This is a genomic window from Paenibacillus sp. FSL R7-0216 (assembly GCF_037969915.1).
GTDB lineage: Bacteria > Bacillota > Bacilli > Paenibacillales > Paenibacillaceae > Fontibacillus > Fontibacillus rhizolycopersici.
Genome location: NZ_CP150222.1, coordinates 448,227 through 467,838, shown reverse-complemented (window position 1 = coordinate 467,838; position 19,612 = coordinate 448,227). Strand labels below are relative to the sequence as shown.

General features: G+C 55.3%; 13 protein-coding genes. 3 read left to right on the top strand and 10 right to left on the bottom strand.

The features are described 5' to 3' along the window. Positions 1 to 4 precede the first annotated feature (4 nt). From MKZ15_RS02030 to MKZ15_RS01995, 8 genes are all read right to left on the bottom strand, one after another. Positions 5 to 2,443 (bottom strand): glycoside hydrolase family 95 protein, encoded by a 2,439-nt coding sequence (locus MKZ15_RS02030; protein WP_339819440.1) that lies wholly within the window; start codon positions 2,441 to 2,443, stop codon positions 5 to 7. A 24-nt stretch (positions 2,444 to 2,467) separates the two neighbouring features. After that, positions 2,468 to 4,189 carry a right-handed parallel beta-helix repeat-containing protein gene (locus MKZ15_RS02025; RefSeq protein WP_339819437.1) on the bottom strand — a complete coding sequence of 574 codons (1,722 nt, stop codon included), beginning with the start codon at positions 4,187 to 4,189 and terminating at the stop codon, positions 2,468 to 2,470. A gap of 171 nt (positions 4,190 to 4,360) precedes the next feature. Continuing rightward, the gene (locus MKZ15_RS02020) at positions 4,361 to 6,025 is read right to left on the bottom strand and encodes an extracellular solute-binding protein (protein ID WP_155606824.1); all 1,665 of its coding nucleotides are present in this window, start codon (positions 6,023 to 6,025) and stop codon (positions 4,361 to 4,363) included. Positions 6,026 to 6,164: 139 nt separating this feature from the next. Further along, positions 6,165 to 7,070 carry a carbohydrate ABC transporter permease gene (locus MKZ15_RS02015; protein WP_155606825.1) on the bottom strand — a complete coding sequence of 302 codons (906 nt, stop codon included), beginning with the start codon at positions 7,068 to 7,070 and terminating at the stop codon, positions 6,165 to 6,167. A gap of 15 nt (positions 7,071 to 7,085) precedes the next feature. Further along, on the bottom strand, positions 7,086 to 8,042 hold the full coding sequence (locus MKZ15_RS02010) for an ABC transporter permease subunit (protein WP_155606826.1): 957 nt from the start codon (positions 8,040 to 8,042) through the stop codon (positions 7,086 to 7,088). Between the two features lie 272 nt (positions 8,043 to 8,314). Then, positions 8,315 to 10,606, bottom strand: a complete 2,292-nt coding sequence (locus MKZ15_RS02005; protein WP_240908734.1) for a helix-turn-helix domain-containing protein — start codon at positions 10,604 to 10,606, stop codon at positions 8,315 to 8,317. Between the two features lie 668 nt (positions 10,607 to 11,274). Beyond that, positions 11,275 to 11,976: an SDR family NAD(P)-dependent oxidoreductase gene (locus MKZ15_RS02000; RefSeq protein ID WP_155606827.1), complete on the bottom strand. Its 702-nt coding sequence runs from the start codon at positions 11,974 to 11,976 to the stop codon at positions 11,275 to 11,277. Positions 11,977 to 12,038: 62 nt separating this feature from the next. Beyond that, complete coding sequence (locus MKZ15_RS01995) at positions 12,039 to 12,494, bottom strand: VOC family protein (RefSeq protein ID WP_155606828.1); 456 nt, start codon at positions 12,492 to 12,494, stop codon at positions 12,039 to 12,041. Between the two features lie 187 nt (positions 12,495 to 12,681). On the opposite strand from MKZ15_RS01995, the gene MKZ15_RS01990 reads away from it, so the two are divergent. Beyond that, positions 12,682 to 13,059, top strand: a complete 378-nt coding sequence (locus tag MKZ15_RS01990) for a hypothetical protein (RefSeq protein ID WP_239483561.1) — start codon at positions 12,682 to 12,684, stop codon at positions 13,057 to 13,059. 56 nt (positions 13,060 to 13,115) lie between these two features. Here MKZ15_RS01990 and MKZ15_RS01985 read toward each other — a convergent pair whose 3' ends face one another. Further along, the gene (locus MKZ15_RS01985) at positions 13,116 to 13,910 is read right to left on the bottom strand and encodes a protein-glutamine gamma-glutamyltransferase (protein WP_339819429.1); all 795 of its coding nucleotides are present in this window, start codon (positions 13,908 to 13,910) and stop codon (positions 13,116 to 13,118) included. Between the two features lie 168 nt (positions 13,911 to 14,078). On the opposite strand from MKZ15_RS01985, the gene MKZ15_RS01980 reads away from it, so the two are divergent. Together MKZ15_RS01980 and MKZ15_RS01975 are read left to right on the top strand one after the other, a co-directional pair. Further along, positions 14,079 to 16,025: a PRD domain-containing protein gene (locus MKZ15_RS01980; RefSeq protein ID WP_339819427.1), complete on the top strand. Its 1,947-nt coding sequence runs from the start codon at positions 14,079 to 14,081 to the stop codon at positions 16,023 to 16,025. A 140-nt stretch (positions 16,026 to 16,165) separates the two neighbouring features. Beyond that, on the top strand, positions 16,166 to 18,133 hold the full coding sequence (locus tag MKZ15_RS01975; RefSeq protein WP_213623153.1) for a PTS fructose transporter subunit IIABC: 1,968 nt from the start codon (positions 16,166 to 16,168) through the stop codon (positions 18,131 to 18,133). Between the two features lie 45 nt (positions 18,134 to 18,178). Here MKZ15_RS01975 and pyk read toward each other — a convergent pair whose 3' ends face one another. After that, the gene (gene pyk, locus MKZ15_RS01970) at positions 18,179 to 19,594 is read right to left on the bottom strand and encodes a pyruvate kinase (protein ID WP_339819422.1); all 1,416 of its coding nucleotides are present in this window, start codon (positions 19,592 to 19,594) and stop codon (positions 18,179 to 18,181) included. Positions 19,595 to 19,612: the final 18 nt, after the last annotated feature.

Here is a 19,612-nt window from a genome sequence, read left to right as displayed (position 1 = left end):
GCCTTCACTCCTTCCCGGACGTGAGATACTGCGGTACCAGCCGATACGTTTCTCCCGCTTCCGTAGCAAATTGCGTCTCGCCTTCCACGGTTCGCTCCACCGCAACCTCAACGCCGCCGTGATAAACGAGAAAAGGCGTGTCTCCGCCGAGCCCCGCTCGAACGCGGCAGGCATGACCCAGACGGGAGACGATCTCCGCCTCGGCCAGTCTCCCGTTCGCCCAGCACAGGTTCACTTCGAAGCCGCCGCGGGCGCGAAGGCCGCGGACTTCGCCGTCCGACCAAGCCTCAGGTAAGGCGGGCAGCAGCGCCAGCACCGGGAGATGCGACTGCAGCAGCATCTCGGCGATGCCGGCAGATGCGGCGAAATTGCCGTCGATCTGGAACGGCGGATGCGCGCCCAGCAGGCTGGCGTACACGCCGCCGTGATGATAACGCTCGGTATCGCCGTCCTTCACCAGCCGCAGCATATTGCCGAGCAGCCGCAACGCCCGGTCTCCATCGCCGAACCGGCTCCACAAAGCCACCCGCCAGCCCAGGCTCCAGCCCGTGCTTTCGTCACCTCGCCGCACCAGTACCTGTCGTGCCGCGGCAAATAGCTCTGGCGTCTCTTCCGCCGACAGCTGGCGGCCGGGATAGACGCCCACCAGATGGGAGGTATGCCGATGGTGGACGTCTTCGTCCTCAAAGTCCCGGCTCCACTCCTGCAGTTGACCATACTTCCCGACCTGCAGCGGCAGCAACCGTTCGCGGGCCTGTCTCAGCTCCTCGCGAAACGCCTCGTCGATGCCAAGCACCCCGGCTGCTTCGATACAGTTCGTGAACAGCTCCCAAATCAGCGACAGGTCCATCGTTGCCCCTTCACTAATGGCCGCAACGCCCTCCGCCGTGCGGAATTTATGCTCCGGCGAGGTTGAAGGCGAAGTTACGAGACGGCCCGACTCGTCTTCGATGAGCCAGTCGAGGGCGAATAAAGCGGCGTCCTTCAGGATGGGATAAGCAAAATCATGCAAATATGCGACATCCCCGCCAAAGACGTAATGCTCCCACAAGTGCTGCGTCAACCAGACGCCCCCCATCGGCCAGAATGCCCACGCCGGATCGCCGTCGCCGTAATCACCCACGGGGGCCGTTTGTCCCCAGATGTCCGTGTTGTGATGGGCGGTCCAACCCCGGGTGCCGTAATTGATTGCGGCCGTTGTGGCCCCGTTCTCGGCTAGGTTGCCGATCATCTCCAGGAGCGGCCAGTGGCATTCCGCCAGGTTGCACACTTCTGCCGGCCAATAGTTCATCTCCGCGTTGATGTTTAGCGTCCAGTTGCTGCTCCAAGGCGGCCGGGTGATCGCATTCCAGATCCCCTGCAAGTTGGCCGCCTGCGTACCGGGACGAGAGCTTGAGATCAGCAAATACCGGCCATAATGGAATAAGAGCTCGACTAAACCCGGATCGGAGGCGCCATATTCCGCGATCCGCCGCTCTGTGTCCAACCCTTCCGGAGCAGGCGATTCGCCAAGCCGCAAGCTGACGCGGCCAAACAAGGCTTGGTAGTCTTCGATATGCCGGGCCCGAAGATCCGAATAGCGTCCGGTTAATGCGCCGGCCAGGTCAGCTTTGGCGCGCGCCGTCGCAATCTCAGCCGGAGCAGGCCCGGTCCGGCCCGCCCCCGGGATCCGGTCGAACCGCTCGAAGCTGGTCGCCGCGCTGAAAACCAACACCGACTCCGTCGCATCCAGCACGTGAATACCGGAGCTGTCGACGTTGATCCGGCCGTCGGTATTCACAACCGCCAAACGGCCCTCGAAGGCCATCGCCGGGGAGACAGTCGGGTCGCCGTAGCGGATCGGACGATCCGCGCTCACATAGTTCGGCTCCACCCGTTCCGGCGCCGTCCCCCGCATCACCAGTACGCCTTCTTCCGCCGTGGTGGCATGGCGGAGCGGGCTATCTAGCCGGGCGTGGAAGGCGAGCGCCCCGGGGTGGCTGCACGTCAGCCGCAGTGCAATGACCTGATCCGGGTGAGACACGAAGATCTCACGTGTATAGGTCACCTCTCCGATAGCGTATTCCGTCAGATGGACGGCATTCGCCAAATCCAACGTGCGGCGGTAACTCCGGCAGGCGGCCCCATGCTCGAACGTCAACTGCAAATCGCCGAGCGGCAAATAGGATTCCGTATACGGCCCCAGCATTTGACGCCCCAGTTGGTCCGCCTCTTCAAAGCGGCCTTCCCGGATGAGCTTCCGTACCTCGGGCAATACCTGCCGAGCGGCGGGATTGTTCCAATCGCGCGGATAACCGGACCATAACGTATCCTCATTTAGACTGATCGTTTCCCGCTCCACCCCGCCGTAAACCATCGCGCCGAGACGCCCGTTTCCAACCGGGAGCGCCTCGGTCCAGACCGCGGCTGGTCTTTCATACTGCAGCTTCGTGTTTTGCTCCATTGTTCCTTCCTCCCCTGCCCATTCTTATTTCTCGTTCTTCAACCCGTCACTGCTATGATAAACATGATCTACAATCACCGCATCCGGGCAGGCCTCCAGTTGTATGGCTTTCCTAAGGTCGAACCCGCCGGAAGATGCCAGCCTAACTTCGTTTCCGCGAAAGATCAAATCCTTCGTGCTGTGCGCGGACAACAGGAAACCCTCCGATTCGAAGTGATTATCGACGACGGCAATTCCACGATGAACCGGCTTATCCGGGAGCGCTTCCCGGTTTTCCGGCGCAATCATGATCGCCGCGCAAGCTTCCCCACCGCAGGAGACAAACCGGTTTCCCTCGATCACCATATCCTCCACCGCACCCGATTCGAACCAGGAATTCGCGTCGGCGGCAACTAGTATGGCGCTCATCCGCATTCGTTCAAATAGGTTGCCGCGGATCAAAGTCGACCCGCGTGTGGAAGCCAGCACTCCGCGTGTCGGGATGCGGGCGAAATGATTGCCCGTGATTTCCACCTCCGGGGACCAGGTGACATTCTCGATCACATCCCGCGATCCCTTCTCCTCCGGAGCAGGCCGCTCCAGCGTGAGCAGCAGCTCGCGTGGATCTAGCCGACGAACATCACGCACCTCGCCGGTTCCGTACGTCACCAGCGTATCCGCATCGACGAAGCCGATCTCATCCCCCGCGCGGAAAGCCGGTAACCCGTAGGTCTGCGGATGCATAAACCGCACAACCAATTGATTTGGTGCCGGGCGGCCGACGATTCGCAAATACGTGCCGTGGACATTGATCGCATCGTCATGCGCGCCCGCAAAGCGGCAATCCCGAATCGCGATCCGTCCCCGGCAGCCCGACAGGTGGATGAAATCGGCGAAGCCGGCGACGGTCCGGCCGGTTTCGGCGCGCGGCGACAAGTCCAGATGCTCGAAGACGAGGTTTTCGCTGAATTGTCCGACCATCCCGAGCCCATGCATAAAATGCAGGCCGCAGCCGGAAAACGCGATGCCGTCACTTTCATGCACAAGGACGCCCACCTGATCCCGGAGGCCGTCCCGCATCTGTACGATCCGCCCGGGGACCATCCCCTCGGGTAAGCCGCCGTCAAAATCAAACCGCAGCCGTCCAGGGCGGACCTCCTCCGTATGCGTAGTCATCCGCTCCAGCCAATTATCCACCCGCCAGGTCGTATTATCGACCGGATCGCAGAGCTGCATCGGCCCGGCCCGAAAACGCCAGTCTTCGCCGATCCATGCTAGCCTGCCTTCTTTCACCTCATAGCTCGAATCCGGATGCACTTCTGCCTCCATCCAGCCCTCCTCTTGCTCGCACCGTTTCACCGTCATTTCCGTTACCGTCGGTATAGCGTAATCGAAGTGAAGGTCGCGGATGGCGACGTCTTCGCAGCTGTCGATCAACAGCATCGTCTGCTTGCCATGGAACAGAAACAGAGCCCCGTTCCCCCGGAGGGTCAGGTGCCGCTGCCCCTTTAGCAGCAACCCGATTGTCTTCGTAACATCCGGCAATTCCTCTTCGCTTGCCGTGTTGGTCACATGGTAAGGAGCCCGGATGGCCGCCTGCGAATAGAAATGATACCGTCCGCATGGCACATCCAGCACAACCGGACCTTCCGCTCGTTCGGCCGCCTCCAATGCTAGACGCATGGCCGGCTGTGCATCTTCCTCCGTATCCGGCCGGGCTCCATAATCCACTAGGGAGATTACGGTTGCACGATCTTCGCCTAACATATCACATCCGCTCCTCTCCATCTATCTCTGTATTGGCAGAAAAATGCCTAAAAACGTCCATCTTCGACTCCACCATCTCGATAAGAAAAACGGAATGCCGGCCCAAGAGGCCGGCTTCCGTGATCCGCGCCGCCGGTAGCCCAAAAGCGGCTGCGACGCGAAATATTCGAGTTATTTCGCCGATTGGTCATACGCCTTCTGCAGAATTTCCAGATAGCGATCCAGCTTCAAGTCCTTCAAGCCTTGCACATAAGCATCCCAATCCTTATTCAAGTCCTTGTTGCCGGTGATGAACTGCAGCTGGCTTTGCTCGATGTAGTTTTTCAAGTTCGTTTGCAACATGCTGGCTTCGTCAATTTCGCTTGGATCAATCCAGATCGACCAGATTGGGAAAATCTCCTTCGGCTCATGTCCTTGATACAGCAGCGAGGCGTTATACAATCTGCGCTCATAGCCGTCGGAGGCGTAGATGTCTTCCCCTTGGACCCACGTATCGCGGTATTCCTTCGGCATGTAGAAGTGGCCCATGCCGCTCCAGCCCGCATTGTGCGGCGCTTCGCCTTCCTTCATCTGAATCGTCTTGACCATCGGCGTTACCCCTTCGCCAAGGGCCTTGTCACCGGGCTCCGGATCGGTCCAGTCGATGCCTTTCATCCCTGTGCCGGCATTGGTTTGCCCTTCCGGTGTATACATGTAGTCGATCGCTTTGATTAGGGCGACTTGCACTTCTTCGCTGGCTTTATTCGTAATGACAAATTTAGCCCCCGAGGTCACGCCGCCGGCATCATGCGTGGCGAACGAAACCCCTCCCGGTCCTGACAAAGGCGCCAGCGGATTGTAGTGAGCAGAACGGGTATTGCCCGGATCGATGTTTACGAAAATTGCCGGATGCATGCCCGCGCCGGCGCCAAGGATTTCCGCATCCGCGTTTTCGCCGATCTTCTTGTAAGCCTCGGCGTTTTGCGTAAAGGCACCCGGATCGATCAGTCCTTCATCGTACAGCGATTTGATGTAAGCCAGGCCTTCTTTCCACTCCGGCTTGATCGCTGCGGAAACCACCTTTCCATTTTCCATGTTTAAATAGTTGCGGTCATCATCATAGACGAAGGCATTCATTAAATAGGGCACGATACGTACGCCGAAATCCTCCGTGGAGCCGCTAAGCGGTACTTCGTCCGCCTTGCCGTTGCCGTTCGGGTCCTTTGTTTTGAACGCCTGCAGCATCGCTTTGAATTCCTCCGTCGTTTTGGGCTCTTCCAGGTTCAACTTCTGGAGCCAATCCGTGTTCACCCACATTTTATTCGGATAAGAGCAGTGGAAGCATTCCGTGTAAGCGCCGAGCCCGTAGATGTTTCCGTCCGGGGCGGTGTACAGCGCTTTCATTTCCGGGGATTCTTCCATCGCTTTTTTGATATTCGGGCCATACTTGTCAATCAGGTCGTTCAGCGGGATCAATACGCCTTGTTGCCCGTATTTGAGCACGTCGGCTTGGGAGAATTCGTCGATGTAAGCGGTCAGCAGGTAGGCTTCCGGATAGTCGCCGCTCGCCAACGAGATTTGGCGTTTCTCCTTCGCACCGTCGGACGGGTTGATCTGCCAGTTAAACTTGATATTAAACTTCTCTTCCAAAAACTTCGTAAATTTATTGGTCGGAATATCGATGCCCGATTCCTGAACGGCGAAGACGCTGACTTCCACCGGTTTGGTCGATTCCGCGCCCGACGAACCGTTGCCCTGGGCGTTGTTCGAGCTCTCTGTATTTTTTCCCGAACAGCCGCTGATCACCAGCGTAATCGCCAGTACCAGCATGAACATGCTAAGCAGGGTTTTTTTCAAATTGGATCGCTCCCTTTTTAATAGATGTCATTCGCTTCCCTTCCGCAACTCTCTTGGTGCAAATCGAGAGCATCACCTCCTTCTATAATGAAGTCAGAACCCCCCAGGCGCAACCGTCATTTCGAGGTGTACGGCCCTCTCAGCCTTTAACCGAACCCACCAACATACCTTGAACAAAATAGCGCTGCACAAACGGATAAATGATCAACACCGGCAGCGTGGCGACCACAATCAGTGAATACTTGAGCAGCTCGGCAAGCTGCTGCTTCTCGACGATGGCCATCGCATCCATGTTGCTCCCGCTGTTGTTCTGGATAATGATGCTCCGCAGGATGAGCTGCAACGGGAACAGGTCTGCGGTTTTCAAGTAAATCAAAGCATCGAAATAAGCGTTCCACTGGCCAACCGCATACATCAGCACAAGCACGGCAATGATCGGTTTGGACAGCGGCAGCACAACGCTCCATATGAACCTTAAATCGCTGCAGCCGTCGATTTCGCTTGCCTCCAGAAGCTCCTCGGGAATGGAGGATTGGAAGAACGAGCGGGCGATGATCACCTGCCAGACCCATATTGCATTGGGGATCAACAGCGCCCAGCGCGTATCGATCAGGTCCAGCCCCTTCACGACCATATAGGTCGGAATCAAACCGCCGCTGAAGATCATCGTGAAGGTGATGACCATCATCAACGCGTTCCGTCCGAAGAACGCCCGGCGCGACAGCGGATAAGCGATCATGATGGTCAATGTGACGCTGATCAGGGTACCGACTGTCGTATAAAAGATCGAGTTGAGGTAACCGGTCATCACCTCTCCTCTGCGGAATAACTCTTCGAAGCCTTTAAAGGATAGCTCCACCGGCCATAACCAGACCTGCCCTGAGGTGACGGCCGCCGGGCTGCTGATCGAGCTGCTCACGATATAAATCAACGGATAGAGCACAACGATGACGAGCAGGGTCAGGATGACATAGATGACACCGATAAAGATCCGGTCTCCCGCCGATTCTTTGATTCTTTTCTTGGGGATTGCTGTAGCTGCCATATCCTAACTCCTCTCCTACCAGATGCTGTTCTTCGTAAGCCGCTTGGCCAGACCGTTGACGGTCAGCAGCAAAACGAGATTGATGACGGAATTAAACAAGCCGACCGCGGTCGCGAAGCTGTAGTTGGCGTTCAGTAAACCAATGCGGTAAACGTAAGTCGCGATAATTTCGGAATTAACCAGGTTCAGCGGATTTTGCAGCAGATACACCTTCTCGAAGCCTAGCGCCATAACATTGCCGACGTTCAGGATCAAGATGATCACGATGGTCGGCACGATACCCGGCAAGTCGACGTGGCGGATCTTCTGGAACCGCGAAGCCCCGTCCACCTTGGCCGCTTCATACAAAGTCGGATCGACCCCCGCCAAAGCCGCCAAATAAATCACGGCATTATAGCCCGCGGTCTGCCAAATATCGGACCAGACGTAAATCGAACGGAACATCCCCGGTTCGCCCAGAAAGTTAATCGACTCCAACCCGAAGTAATTGAGCGCAACGTTCGCAAAACCAAGTCGAGGCGCCAGAAATAGCATGATGATTGACACCATGACGACGGTTGAAATGAAATACGGGGCAAAGGAGACCAACTGCACGAACTTCTTGAAGCGGCCGCCGCGGATTTCGTTGATCATCAGCGCCAGAACAATCGGGATCGGGAATCCGGCCAGGATCAGGTAACCACTGAGGATGACGGTGTTCTTCACCAACGTCCAAAATTGCGGGTTCTCAAAGAACAATTGAAAGTGTTTGAAGCCCACCCACGGGCTGCCCCAAATGCCCTTGATGACGTTGTAGTCCTTAAACGCGAGCGCCGCATTCAACATCGGGTAATATTTGAAAATAAGAAAGAATAGCACCGGAGGAATCACGAGCAAATGCAGTTGCCAGTGCTTCTTGATGTTGCGGCGCGCAACCCGCCAATAACTGGCCTTGCGCGTGACGTCCGGCACGTAATCCGGTTGAAGAGCCATTTGTTTATCCAGAACAATTCCCCCTAAACGTGAAGTCATCGTAGTTGGTAGCGTTTTCTTTACGAGTCGATCATAGGGCATGTTTGGCGGGATTGAACAGGTACACTTCCGTCTTTTGACGTACAGATCTCCCGTTTTTCGGGGGTCATCCTTCGGGCCTGGAGCCATTTTTCCGTAAAAAGAAAACAGCGGCCGCGCCTCCCTGAATCGGAAGGTACGGCCACTGCAATGGCGGAGCGATATAGATAAGCCCATGGGGAGGATGCGTTCCGTTAATCCTGGCAAGACTGCCGATAAGCGCTCGGCGATATCCCCGTCAATCGTTTGAATGCCCGACGGAACGAATGCGAGCTGTTGTACCCGACCCGGGCAGCAATCTCGTCCACGGTATAGCCGCTCTCTTTCAGCAGGACCGCGGCCTGGTCCATCCTCACTTTGATCAAATGGTCGGAATAGTTCACTCCGGTGACTTCTTTAAACAGCTGGGAAATGTATTTCTCCGGTCGCTCAACGTGTTCTGCAACCCGATACAGCGTCAGGTCGGGGTCTGCGTAAGCCTCGGCCGTGTACTGATAGATCTGTTTGATCAGTTGGGCATGCGAATCCTTCTTCTTGTTGGCGATATAGCCGCACAACTCCTGAATAATCACGTGGATTTCCTGCTGGATCGATTCAAGCGGCCCGGTAAATGCGATCTCGATGATTCGCTTCTTGACGCTCTCGAACAGCGGGGATTCCAGAAAAATTTTCTGATCCAGAAGCTTGAGGAACGTGCCCTTCATTTCCCCCACCAGCTGGTGTTTCATTTCGACGGACAACTCGCGTTGATCCAGATTCTGCGCGAAGATCGAGTCGATGATCTTTCGTGCCTCCTCCAGCTCCCCGGCGCGAATCGTGCTGATGAGACGATGCTCGGTATCCAGCGGATAATAGTAGGTCGTGTTTTCGATTTGCGTCTCATGGCTCCACATGATGCCTTTTTTGTTCAGGTACACGGCATATTCCAGCGCCTGTTTCGCCTGGTCGAAAGATTGGCCGACCTCCGTTACGCCGGCAAACGGTTCACCGAATCCGGCTTGCATCGAGATTTTGTATTCGGCAAACACATGCTGGACGAGCTTCTCCATCAGTGCCGAGATCCGCTCCTCCTCCGCCGGTCCCGGGAGCCGGTCGGCCTCGGAGAAGAACAGCAGAACGATTTTGTCCGAACCCGAATCGGTCATCGGTACAGGTCCGGCGAGCTCCGTAACGGCTTGCTTCATGAGCAGCCTTGCGGCGTTCAGCTCGTTCAGCACCTCCACGGTATCCATGCCCGCATATCCGTTGATTTGCAGGATCCCAACGTAACCTTCGCCTTGCCGTAACGCGATGTCGGCCTGGGCCGCCGCCGAGACGATTTCATCCCGCGATTCGAATTCACCGGCAATCAGCCGCTTTAGGAAAGCATCTCGCACCAGCGGAAGCTGGCGGTGAAGCTCCGACTCCAGCAATTTGTTTTTCGTGATCATCCCGGCGATATTTCCGCTCAAGAAGTCGAACTCGTTACGCCCTGCGTCTTCGTCCTTCCCGAACTGCTCCTTCATGACCCCGATCAAGTGGTTGATCGGAAGGCTGTTACGATACGCTAGGAACAAGCCCACCAGCAACCCGATAAACATCGCGCCACCGGTAATCATCCAGGAAATCTGCTTGATCTGGTTTGGCTTCTCCATCAACGTGCTGCGAGGAATACCCGCTTGGTAAACCCAGCCATTCTTGTCCGAACGCGTGGTAATCACGAGATCACCGCCGTAAAATTGGCTCGTCTTCTTCTTGTCAAATTGGGGATCCGCCTGCAGCTTGGTGATATCCTGCGCCGCTTCCCCTTGCAGGAAGATCGTGTTTCCCTCGGCATCATAAATGTGGACCCACCCGCCGCTTTGTTCAGTTAAGCCGGACAATAGCCCTGCGATCGTTTTCTGGTCGATCAGGACGACGACGATCGCCGGCGACGTATCATTAAAGCTGTCGAGCGGCAGCGATTGCATGTAGGTGATTACCGAGGTCTTGACATCCCGCTCGCTGAACGGGGTCAGCGGCTTGATTTCGCTGCGATGGGTTTTGCCTAATACCTGCTGCTCCCACTCCTCGAACGACAAATTGTCGTAATGAAAGTAATCGTAATAGTGCTCCGGTCGGAATGAGGATCCGGAAGTCACGATCAAATTATAGTTGGCTAGATAAATAAAATAATTCCGCAAAAAATCGTTGGTTTGCCCGAACGTCAACACGTTTCGCATTGCCTTCCAGATGCCGTATACATCCCTTTCGGTGCCTCGGTCGTTCATCAGAGCGTTAATCTCCTGGCTGATCGCCAACTGCCGGGTCATGCCCTCCACTTCCGCCATCCGGTGCTCAAGCAACTCTTGGCTTTTTTCCAGCTGGATGACGCTGTTCTCAATCGAGATCGACTCTGTAACGGTAATGGACGTTCGATAGGAGACGTACCCGCCGATGCAGGGGATAAGCAAGATGGCAACGTAAGAAATCAGAAAGCTGCGGAAAACCCGGGAATGCCGAAGCATGGGATGACCCCCCATCTTTATTGTTAGCGCTGTCATTTCAGGCCGAGCCGCCCGCCTTTTTGGTTTCATCATTATATCTAGTTCCGTTTTATTCTGTCTAGCGAGAAATAGGCGCCCCATTAGTCAAAGCATATCGAGGTTTGCCCCGCTTGGATAGGTACTCCTGGGTAGGAAGGCGTACATTTTTCCCGGCTTGTCCGCGGTGAAACCGCGCAGTGGCGCGGGTTTGCAGAATCGTTCGGCGAGGGGAAGAAACTGTTCAAAGTTACGAATGCGGTGTTGAGAGTACGACGTACAAGCGTGCGGAGAGCCTATCGGTAAAAAATGGCCTTATTTCTCCCCATAAGACGGATTCAACACAAATAAGGCCCAAAAAGGGCCTTATTTATAGGAAATCTAGGCAAAACAAGCTAAAATGGGGCTCCTGCGCGTCGATAACGGAAAAAAGTTCCCCTATTTGACCGAAAATAGCTATCGCAACCGAAATACGGCCCTAAAATACCGTTATCGCAGGAGGTCGCTGGCCTTCCTCGCCGGGACGATGTGCCTCTTTCAACGAGGGTACCGCGCCGGGACAATAGCTACCTGCCGCGACGGTGCCGGACCGTGGCGCCAAATCCCTACGGTATAGGCGCCACCGTAACCCGTATCCCACCATCCGACGGAGCCTACAGCGGCATCGCCATCCCGTCGATGCCGATCATGACCGCGCCGGTATCCGCCTCCAGCTTGCCCTCGGCCAAGTCGAGGATCGCTCGCGCGGTGTCCAAGGGGTCGCCCGGCGCCTGGTTGCCCCCCATCGGAGTGCGCATCCACCCCGGATGCATAGCGAACACCCCGAACCCCAGCGGCACCAGCTCCTTGCGCAGCTGGGCGGTAAAATGGTTGAGCGCCGCCTTGGACAACGCGTACGGATAGTCACCGCCGTAAGCCCCGGCCAGACAGCCTGCCTCCGAGGACACGTTCAGGATGAGCGGCCGGTTCCCGGCCTTTAGCAAGGGCAGGAAATGCTTCACCATTTTCATCGGGCCGTACAGATTCGTGCGAAACGTATTCTCTACCGCAGCGAATTCCAATCGCTCAATCGGCTGCTCCCGCGCCAGCAAAACCCCCGCATTGTTGACCAACGCATCAACGGCGCCCCATCTGGCGGCCATGGCCTCCTTCGCCTTGGCGACCGACTCCTCTTCGTCCACATCAAGCTCAAGCAACGTCAGTTTGCCTGGCGCTCCTTCCTGTAGATCTTCCAATGCCTCCACGTTCGTTTCCAACGAACGAATGCCGGCGGCCACTTCATGGCCGCGGCGCAGCGCTTCCCCCACGATTTCAAAACCGAGTCCCTTGCCTGCTCCCGTTACGATCAGTCTCATACAATCCAACCCTGCTTTCTTCGGTTGATATGAATCCGTTTACATTTATGAAGATGCAATTTCTATTTATCGTTCTCCAGCAGCTCGATCCACAGCTTCAGATCGCGCGTTGCATCCATATAGGCGTATCGTCCGCCAGTATACTCTCCCTTTTGTGCCAACGGCATGCCGCGTCCTTCAAGCAGTTGAATCTTCTCCTTCATCCCTTCGATTACGAAGGCAATATGGTGCATACCTTCCCCCTTCTCCTCCAAGAAATCCCGCCAAGTGCTCGGATGTTCGTCCGGTTCGATGAGTTCCAACTGCAGCTGACCGCAATCAAAAAACGCCAGTTTGGCACGAGCCGGAGAGGGGGCTCCCAGATATTCCGTCTTTGCCACGTCCACGGCGTCTGTCCAAAACCAAGCCGGCTTCTCCACGCCTAGAAAATCCGCGTAGGCCTGCGAAACAGCTTCGATATCCCTAACGATGACTCCAATTTGCGTAATGATCTTGGTGCCCAATGGTTGTTTGTCCATGTGTGGTCGCTCCTCTTTTCCCAAATATGTGATTTGATGAGACCATGGCCCAATGCATCCCCATCTTAGCATATTCGAGCATCTTCTGGTACAAACCGATCGTGGCAAAACAGGTACAAGAACCTACTGCACAAATGCCCATAACCGCGAATATACTGCACCAAGAAAAAAGGAGGAATGGATTCGAATGCCTAATATGTATACGCCTTATGGCGGTGCTCCAAGCCAAGTTAGCCCGATGAGCCAAGAACCGATGGGGTACGACCACAAAAAACAGATGATGGAAATGTGTAAAAAATATCATCACCATTTAATGCAAATGGAAGGCAGCGACGGCCAAATGTACGAAGGGATTATCGACGGCATGGACGACGAACATGTCTACCTGCTCGTTCCCGTCGGGGAAATGGAGGACCGGGGGTTTGGTTATCCATACGGCGGCTTCCCTTATGGTGGAGGCTTTGGTTACGGCGGCTTCGGTTATCCGCGTCGCTTCCGCCGCTTTATTCGCCGGCCTTACCCGTTCTTCTTCTTCAGAAGATTGTTCTTCCCGTTTTTCTTCTAAGAGAAAGGTTTGCTAATAACAAGGCCTCCTGCCGAAACAGGAGGCCTTGTTATTGTTTAAGCCTGGCTTTGAGAGTTGCGGCGTCGGTACACACTCTGGCCAATTCGGGCATAAACGCCCCGCAGACTTCGGATATGCTCGTAATTGGGATAAATAATCGTATCGAGCAGGTAGGCCGATTTCCGGCTGCCGGGTTTTCTTCGCCGGTTCAGCGCCTCGATGATCCCGGAAGATGAGCGGATGCCGATCCCATGACCATAGAAGCGATCTTCCCCCAGCATAATCACGTTCTCCCCTTGCCATTCCGGGGTCTCGGGATGATGGTCCGGGTTTTTGAAATAGAGGATATCCCCCGGATACGGGCCAAGCCTTAGACTTCCTTGACGAAAACCCAGATCGCTGTCATACTGCCAATCGTAAAGGAGCAGATTGGTAAAATACGTATTAAACGCCCGGCTGCCGATTTGATCCAATACGGCTTTATACATCACAATCATCATCGCCATCGAGCATTCGAAGCCATATAGCGGTCCGTTCCGGTAAATATCGTAAATCGCATCGGCAGGCGCCGCTCCGTTTCTTAACCGGAACCCCCCTTCCTCCGTACGGTTCCAATACATTTCATTGCATCGGGACTTACGGTATACGGCAAATTGGGCACCGCTCTCATTCAGCGCAAGGGCCGAATCGACGATCGAGTTCCGCAGATTCAGTTCAAACAGCAGTTCGTCCAAAGAACCGTAACGATAGGGTACCGGGCTTCTTTCTTGGGCCTGCACAATTTCCCTTTGAAACGCAGGCAACATCATTTCGGATAGTTGCCTTTTATCTTTTGGCGGCAGAAGGATCAAACCTATTCCCCTCCTTGTCAATTTTCGGGTGAATCTAGGTTAGTGTACGTGGAGATGCCCGGTTTGGTGCCCACCCGTATCGAATCTGCCTTTTCCAGAAAAGCTAGACGAAGCGCGTTATAGCCTAAAAAGGCACTTAACTCCCATATCCAAGGGGTGACGCAAACGATGAACAACCGTCAGAAAGAGATTATACATATGCTGCTCAACGATACTCGGCCTCACTTGGTGGTCCGGGATATCGCCCTGCATTTCAATTGCTCCGAGAAAACCATTCGCAACGATTTAGATGAAATCAACCGAGATTTGGCCCAGGTATCCAACGCCCGGCTAGTCCGCAAACCCGGATTCGGGGTTACGCTGGATATGACCAAGCAAGACAAGTCCGAAATCGCCGCCTGGCTTCTTCAGTCCACCAAGAGCAAGGAACAGGAAACGGGCGAGGAACGGCTGATCGCTGTAGCGTATCAACTGCTTATGGAGACGAAACCGATAACGATTCAGGAGCTGGCCGACAAGCACTATACGAGTAAATCGGTCATCAAAAAGGATTTGGCCTCCTTACGTGAATGGTTGGATAAACGAGACTTGTCCGTCGTTTCCAAACAGAAGGTTGGTGTCCTGATCGAGGGGAAAGAGCGCGACAAGCGCTCGGCATTGTCCAAGTTATCCCAACTGACCGGTGAAGCCGGCCAGGCCTTCATCAAGGATCGATTTGCCGCCCACGAGCTCGATATCGTCACCCGGGAGCTGAAGCAGCTTGAGCTTGATGCGCAGCTTGCGTTTACGGACGAGGCGTTGGACAATTTGCTGATCCATACGCTGCTAATGATTCGACGGACGAAGCTGAAGCAGCCGATTAAGTTCTCTGAACAGGAGAAGATCATTGTCCGTGAGAAACCGGAATTCCGCAGGATCGGAGTTTTTATCCGAAAACTGGAGCGCCTCTTTGCCGTACGGTTTCCGGAGGACGAGGCGGCTTATTTGACCGCCCATATTCTCGGAGGGAAAATCCGCTCCCGGGCGCGGATCGAAACGGCGGAGCCCGGAACGGACCCGGCGGCGGAAACGGCCGAAGCCCGCGGTTTGGCGGAAACGTTAATCCGGAAAATGTCCGCCTTAACCTGGGTGGATTTTGGCAAGGATGAAGTCTTGATGGAAGGGCTGCGTATTCATTTATATTCCACGTTGAATCGGTTAAGCTATGGACTCACCGTCTCGAACCCAATGCTGCAGGACATTAAGAAAATGTATCCGTACATGTTCGACATGGTCATTTCTGCAACAAAGGAGTTAAGCGTAGGGTATCCCTTTGCCATTCCCGAAGAGGAAGCGGCTTATCTGACACTGCATTTCCAAGCCGCGGTGGAGCGACTCAGCCAGCCCGCCGAAGAAATGAAAACGGTCGTGACCGTCTGTCACATGGGGGTAGGCATGTCACAAATTCTTCGCTCCAAGTTGGAGCGAAAATTCCCCGAGCTGCAAGTACTGGATTCCGTTCGGAAGGCGGACCTTGTTGGGTATTTGGCGAACCATACGGTCGACTTTATCATCTCCACGATACCGCTGGAACATGTGAACACCCCCTCCATCACGGTGTCCCCGTTGCTGGAGGCCGGCGAAGTGCAGAAGATTACCGACTTCATCGGCAAGCTCGATCATGAATCCGGTCATACCGATCACGCCGGTTCGATTATAAGTTCGTATACTCAGCCCTCGCTCGTCTTTCCGCGACTTGCGATCAACCATCGATTTGAATTGATCGAGCTGTTGGCCAATCGGCTGGCAGAGCAGGGGTTCGTCGAACAGGATTATGCACATCAGGCGTTACTGCGGGAGCGGCTCTCGTCCACGACCATCGGCGGCGGGATCGCAATCCCGCATGGCGATCCTAAGTTGATTCGGACATCACGGATTGCCGTTGCTACCCTGGAAGAGCCGCTGGATTGGCAGGAGGAGAAGGTGTCTATTGTGTTCATGCTGGCGCTTGCCCCGCAGGAGCAAGAGATGATGAAGAAGCTGTTTCAACGCTTGTCCCTCCTTAGCGAACAACCCTCGACGATCGAGCGAATGGTGCGTGCGGAAACGCCCGAGGAACTCCTTGGCAGCTTGTAGTGCCTCTTCAAACAACTCATGCAGGATATAATCCGGTTTTTCCGGAACTTGCGGTAATCTAAAGTTCTTTTCCGCCGTTTTTTTACGATAAGATGGGTGATGTAAACGATTTCGATCTTTGAATACAGGAGGAAACATCCATGAAATTATTGGCGATTACCTCATGTCCCAACGGGATTGCCCATACGTACATGGCGGCGGAAAATCTACAAAAAGCCGCCGACAAGCTAGGCATCGAGATGAAGGTCGAGACTCAGGGCTCGATCGGGGTGGAGAACCAGTTCACCGATGAAGATATTCGCCAAGCGGACGGCATTATCATCGCCGCCGACAAATCGGTAGACAAAAGCCGGTTCGTCGGCAAAAAGCTGATTGCCGTTGGCGTGCAGGAAGGCATCCGCAATCCGGAAACGCTGATCAAGCAGATGGTTCGCGGCGAAGCACCGGTATACCAAGGCCAAGGCGGCAGCGAAGGCACACCGGCGAAGCAGACCGGCGCTAAGCAGCAAAATGCCTTCTATCGCCACTTGATGAGCGGCGTTTCGTACATGATTCCGTTTATCGTCGTAGGCGGTCTCTTGATCGCCATCGCTCTTTCAATCGGTGGCGTGCCCACACCAGGCGGCCTGCAAATTCCTGAGGACTCGTTCTGGAAGACGATTGAGAAGCTCGGAGCCGCCTCTTTTACGTTCATGGTTCCGGTATTAGCCGGGTTCATCGCCTTTAGTATCGCCGACCGGCCCGGCTTAGCTCCCGGGATCATTGGCGGTTATATCGCCGCAAACGGCAGTTTCTACGGCAGTGAAGCCGGAGCCGGGTTCATCGGCGGGATCATCGCCGGTTTCCTGGCCGGTTACGTCGCGCTATGGATCAAGAAGTGGAAGGTGCCGAAGGCCATCAATCCGATCATGCCGATTATCATCATCCCGGTCCTCTCTTCGTTAATCGTCGGTTTGGCTTTCATTTACTTGCTCGGTGGTCCGATCGCTCAGGTATTCGAATCGCTGACGAGCTGGCTTGCCAGCATGCAAGGAGCCAGCTCGATTCTGCTGGCATTGATCCTCGGCGCTATGATCTCCTTCGACATGGGTGGCCCGGTCAACAAGGTTGCGTTCATGTTCGGCTCCGCGATGATCGCGGAGGGCAATTATCAAATCATGGGTCCGATCGCCGTCGCGATCTGTATTCCGCCGATCGGACTGGGTCTGGCCACGTTCTTATTCAAGCGCAAGTTCCATGATGCAGAACGGGAATCGGGGAAGGCCGCCTTTACGATGGGCCTGTTTGGGATTACCGAAGGGGCGATTCCGTTCGCTTCGCAAGATCCGCTGCGCGTCATTCCCAGCATCATGGTCGGCTCGATGGCCGGTTCCGTGATCGCCATGCTGGGCGGCGTCGGCGACCGTGTCGCCCATGGCGGACCGATCGTTGCCGTGCTTGGGGCTGTCGATAATATCCTCATGTTCTTCGTAGCCGTCATCGTTGGCTCCATTGTCACCGCCTTGATGATCAAGCTGCTGAAGAAAGACCAGGTTGAACCTCAATTGGTTGGAGCAAGCGCTGTGGAGGAGGCTGCTCCGGCTATAGAAACACCGCGTCCGGAAGCCGTCCGCCCGGTGAGCACGCCGGTTTCCGAAGTCCATCGCCCGGTGAGTAAACTAACCGATATCATCAGCTTGGATTTAATTGAGCCTTCCCTGTCGGCTTCAACGCGGGACGGGGTCATCGACGAGATGATCGCCATGCTGAACGTTGAAGGCGTACTGACCTCCCCGGCTGAGTTTAAACAGGCCATCCTGAAGCGCGAGGAGGAGAGTTCCACCGGAATCGGAATGAACGTCGCGGTGCCGCACGGGAAATCGGCAGCGGTGCGAAAACCCCGGGTCGTATTCGGGATAAAGCCGGAAGGCGTTGATTGGAGCAGCGCGGACGGTTCGCCCGCGAAGCTGATTTTCATGATCGCCGTCCCCGCCGAGAACAAAGGCAATGAGCATCTAAAGATTCTGCAAATGCTGTCCCGCAAGCTAATGGACGACGGGTTCCGCGAGCAATTGCTGCAAGTAAAATCCAAACAGGAAGCCTATGAGCTCCTGGATCAAGTCCACTAACAAAGAAAGTCCCCCGAGCCGCCAAGGCGGTCCGGGGGATTTTTGTTATACCTGTTGAATTTGGATCAGATTCGTTGTTCCCGCCTGGCCTAACGGTAATCCTGCCGAGAAGACCACGGTGTCGCCGTCCTGGACATAACCCGCTCGGCGGGCGCTGTCGATCGCTGAGGTTAACATCTCATCCGTTGTCGTTACCGGCCCCCCTAAATAAGGGTACACCCCAGACAACAGAATCAACTTGGTCAAGACATGCGGGTGATGGGCAATCGCCAGAATCGGCGCCTCGGGTCGATATTTCGAGACCATCCTGGCAGTAAAGCCGCTTTCGGTGGACGTGATGATCACTTTAGCGCTCAGCTCCAGCGAGGCGCTAACCGCGCCTTGGCTGATCACCTCCGTGATATTGGTGCCGTGCAGCTTTCTTCTCCGATTGAATGCTTCCCGATAGTCGATCATCGATTCGGCCTTGCGCGCGACGGCAGCCATGGTTCGCACCGCTTCTACCGGATATTTCCCTGCGGCAGACTCGCCAGACAACATGACGACGTCGGCTCCCTGCATCACGGCGTTGTAAACATCACTGACTTCCGCGCGCGTCGGCCTTGGATTCACCTGCATCGACTCCAGCATATGGGTGGCGACGATAACCGGTTTGCCTGCCAGATTACACTTATCGATCATTTCTTTCTGCAGCATCGGCACTTCCTCAACCGGAATTTCTACCCCAAGATCGCCGCGCGCCACCATGATTCCATCCGAAGCCTCGATGATATCCTCCAGATCTTGCACGCCTTCCTCATTTTCGATTTTGGAGATGATCTGGACATGTCCTCCATTGTTCTCCTGCAAAATCCGACGAATCTCACGGATATCGTCGCCTTTACGAACAAACGATACGGCGATCATCTCGACCCCGTTCTCCAGGCCAAAATGAATATGCCGAATGTCCCGCTCCGTCACGCCAGGCAGCGTAGTTTTGATCCCAGGCAGATTGACGCCCTTGTTCGGCTTGAGCTTCCCGCCGCTGACGATGCGGCAACGGACTTCCGCCCCCTCGGCCGATATGACGCGCAGCTCGATCAACCCGTCATCGATCAGGATCCGATCATTTGCTTGCACAACCTGGGGCAATTCGGGATAGTTGACCGAGATTTTCGCGGCGTCTCCGGCTAGCGGCTCTGTTGTAAGCACCATCTCTTCTCCGGCAATCAGCTCGCAGAATGGTTCCCGCAATTTCCCGATGCGCACCTCTGGTCCCTTGATATCCATCATAATCGGTACAAAGTTATGCAGTTCTTGCGCGGCTTGCCGCACCCGTTGAATGCGGGCCACATGCTCCTCCAGCTCCCCGTGGGCCATATTCAGTCGGCCGACCGTCATCCCGCCCTTAATCATTTCCTTCAGCACGGAAACTGAGTCGCAGGCGGGGCCTAACGTGCAAATGATTTTTGTCCGCAGCACCTTGAAACCTCCTTAGGT

Coding starts and splice junctions, on each gene's coding strand:
- MKZ15_RS01995 (WP_155606828.1), bottom strand. CDS start 12,494: ATGGACAAACAACCATTGGGCACCAAGATCATTACGCAAATTGGAGTC.
- MKZ15_RS02025 (WP_339819437.1), bottom strand. CDS start 4,189: ATGTTAGGCGAAGATCGTGCAACCGTAATCTCCCTAGTGGATTATGGA.
- MKZ15_RS02000 (WP_155606827.1), bottom strand. CDS start 11,976: ATGAGACTGATCGTAACGGGAGCAGGCAAGGGACTCGGTTTTGAAATC.
- MKZ15_RS02010 (WP_155606826.1), bottom strand. CDS start 8,042: ATGGCTCTTCAACCGGATTACGTGCCGGACGTCACGCGCAAGGCCAGT.
- MKZ15_RS02015 (WP_155606825.1), bottom strand. CDS start 7,070: ATGGCAGCTACAGCAATCCCCAAGAAAAGAATCAAAGAATCGGCGGGA.
- MKZ15_RS01990 (WP_239483561.1), top strand. CDS start 12,682: ATGCCTAATATGTATACGCCTTATGGCGGTGCTCCAAGCCAAGTTAGC.
- MKZ15_RS02030 (WP_339819440.1), bottom strand. CDS start 2,443: ATGGAGCAAAACACGAAGCTGCAGTATGAAAGACCAGCCGCGGTCTGG.
- MKZ15_RS02005 (WP_240908734.1), bottom strand. CDS start 10,606: ATGCTTCGGCATTCCCGGGTTTTCCGCAGCTTTCTGATTTCTTACGTT.
- MKZ15_RS01980 (WP_339819427.1), top strand. CDS start 14,079: ATGAACAACCGTCAGAAAGAGATTATACATATGCTGCTCAACGATACT.
- MKZ15_RS01975 (WP_213623153.1), top strand. CDS start 16,166: ATGAAATTATTGGCGATTACCTCATGTCCCAACGGGATTGCCCATACG.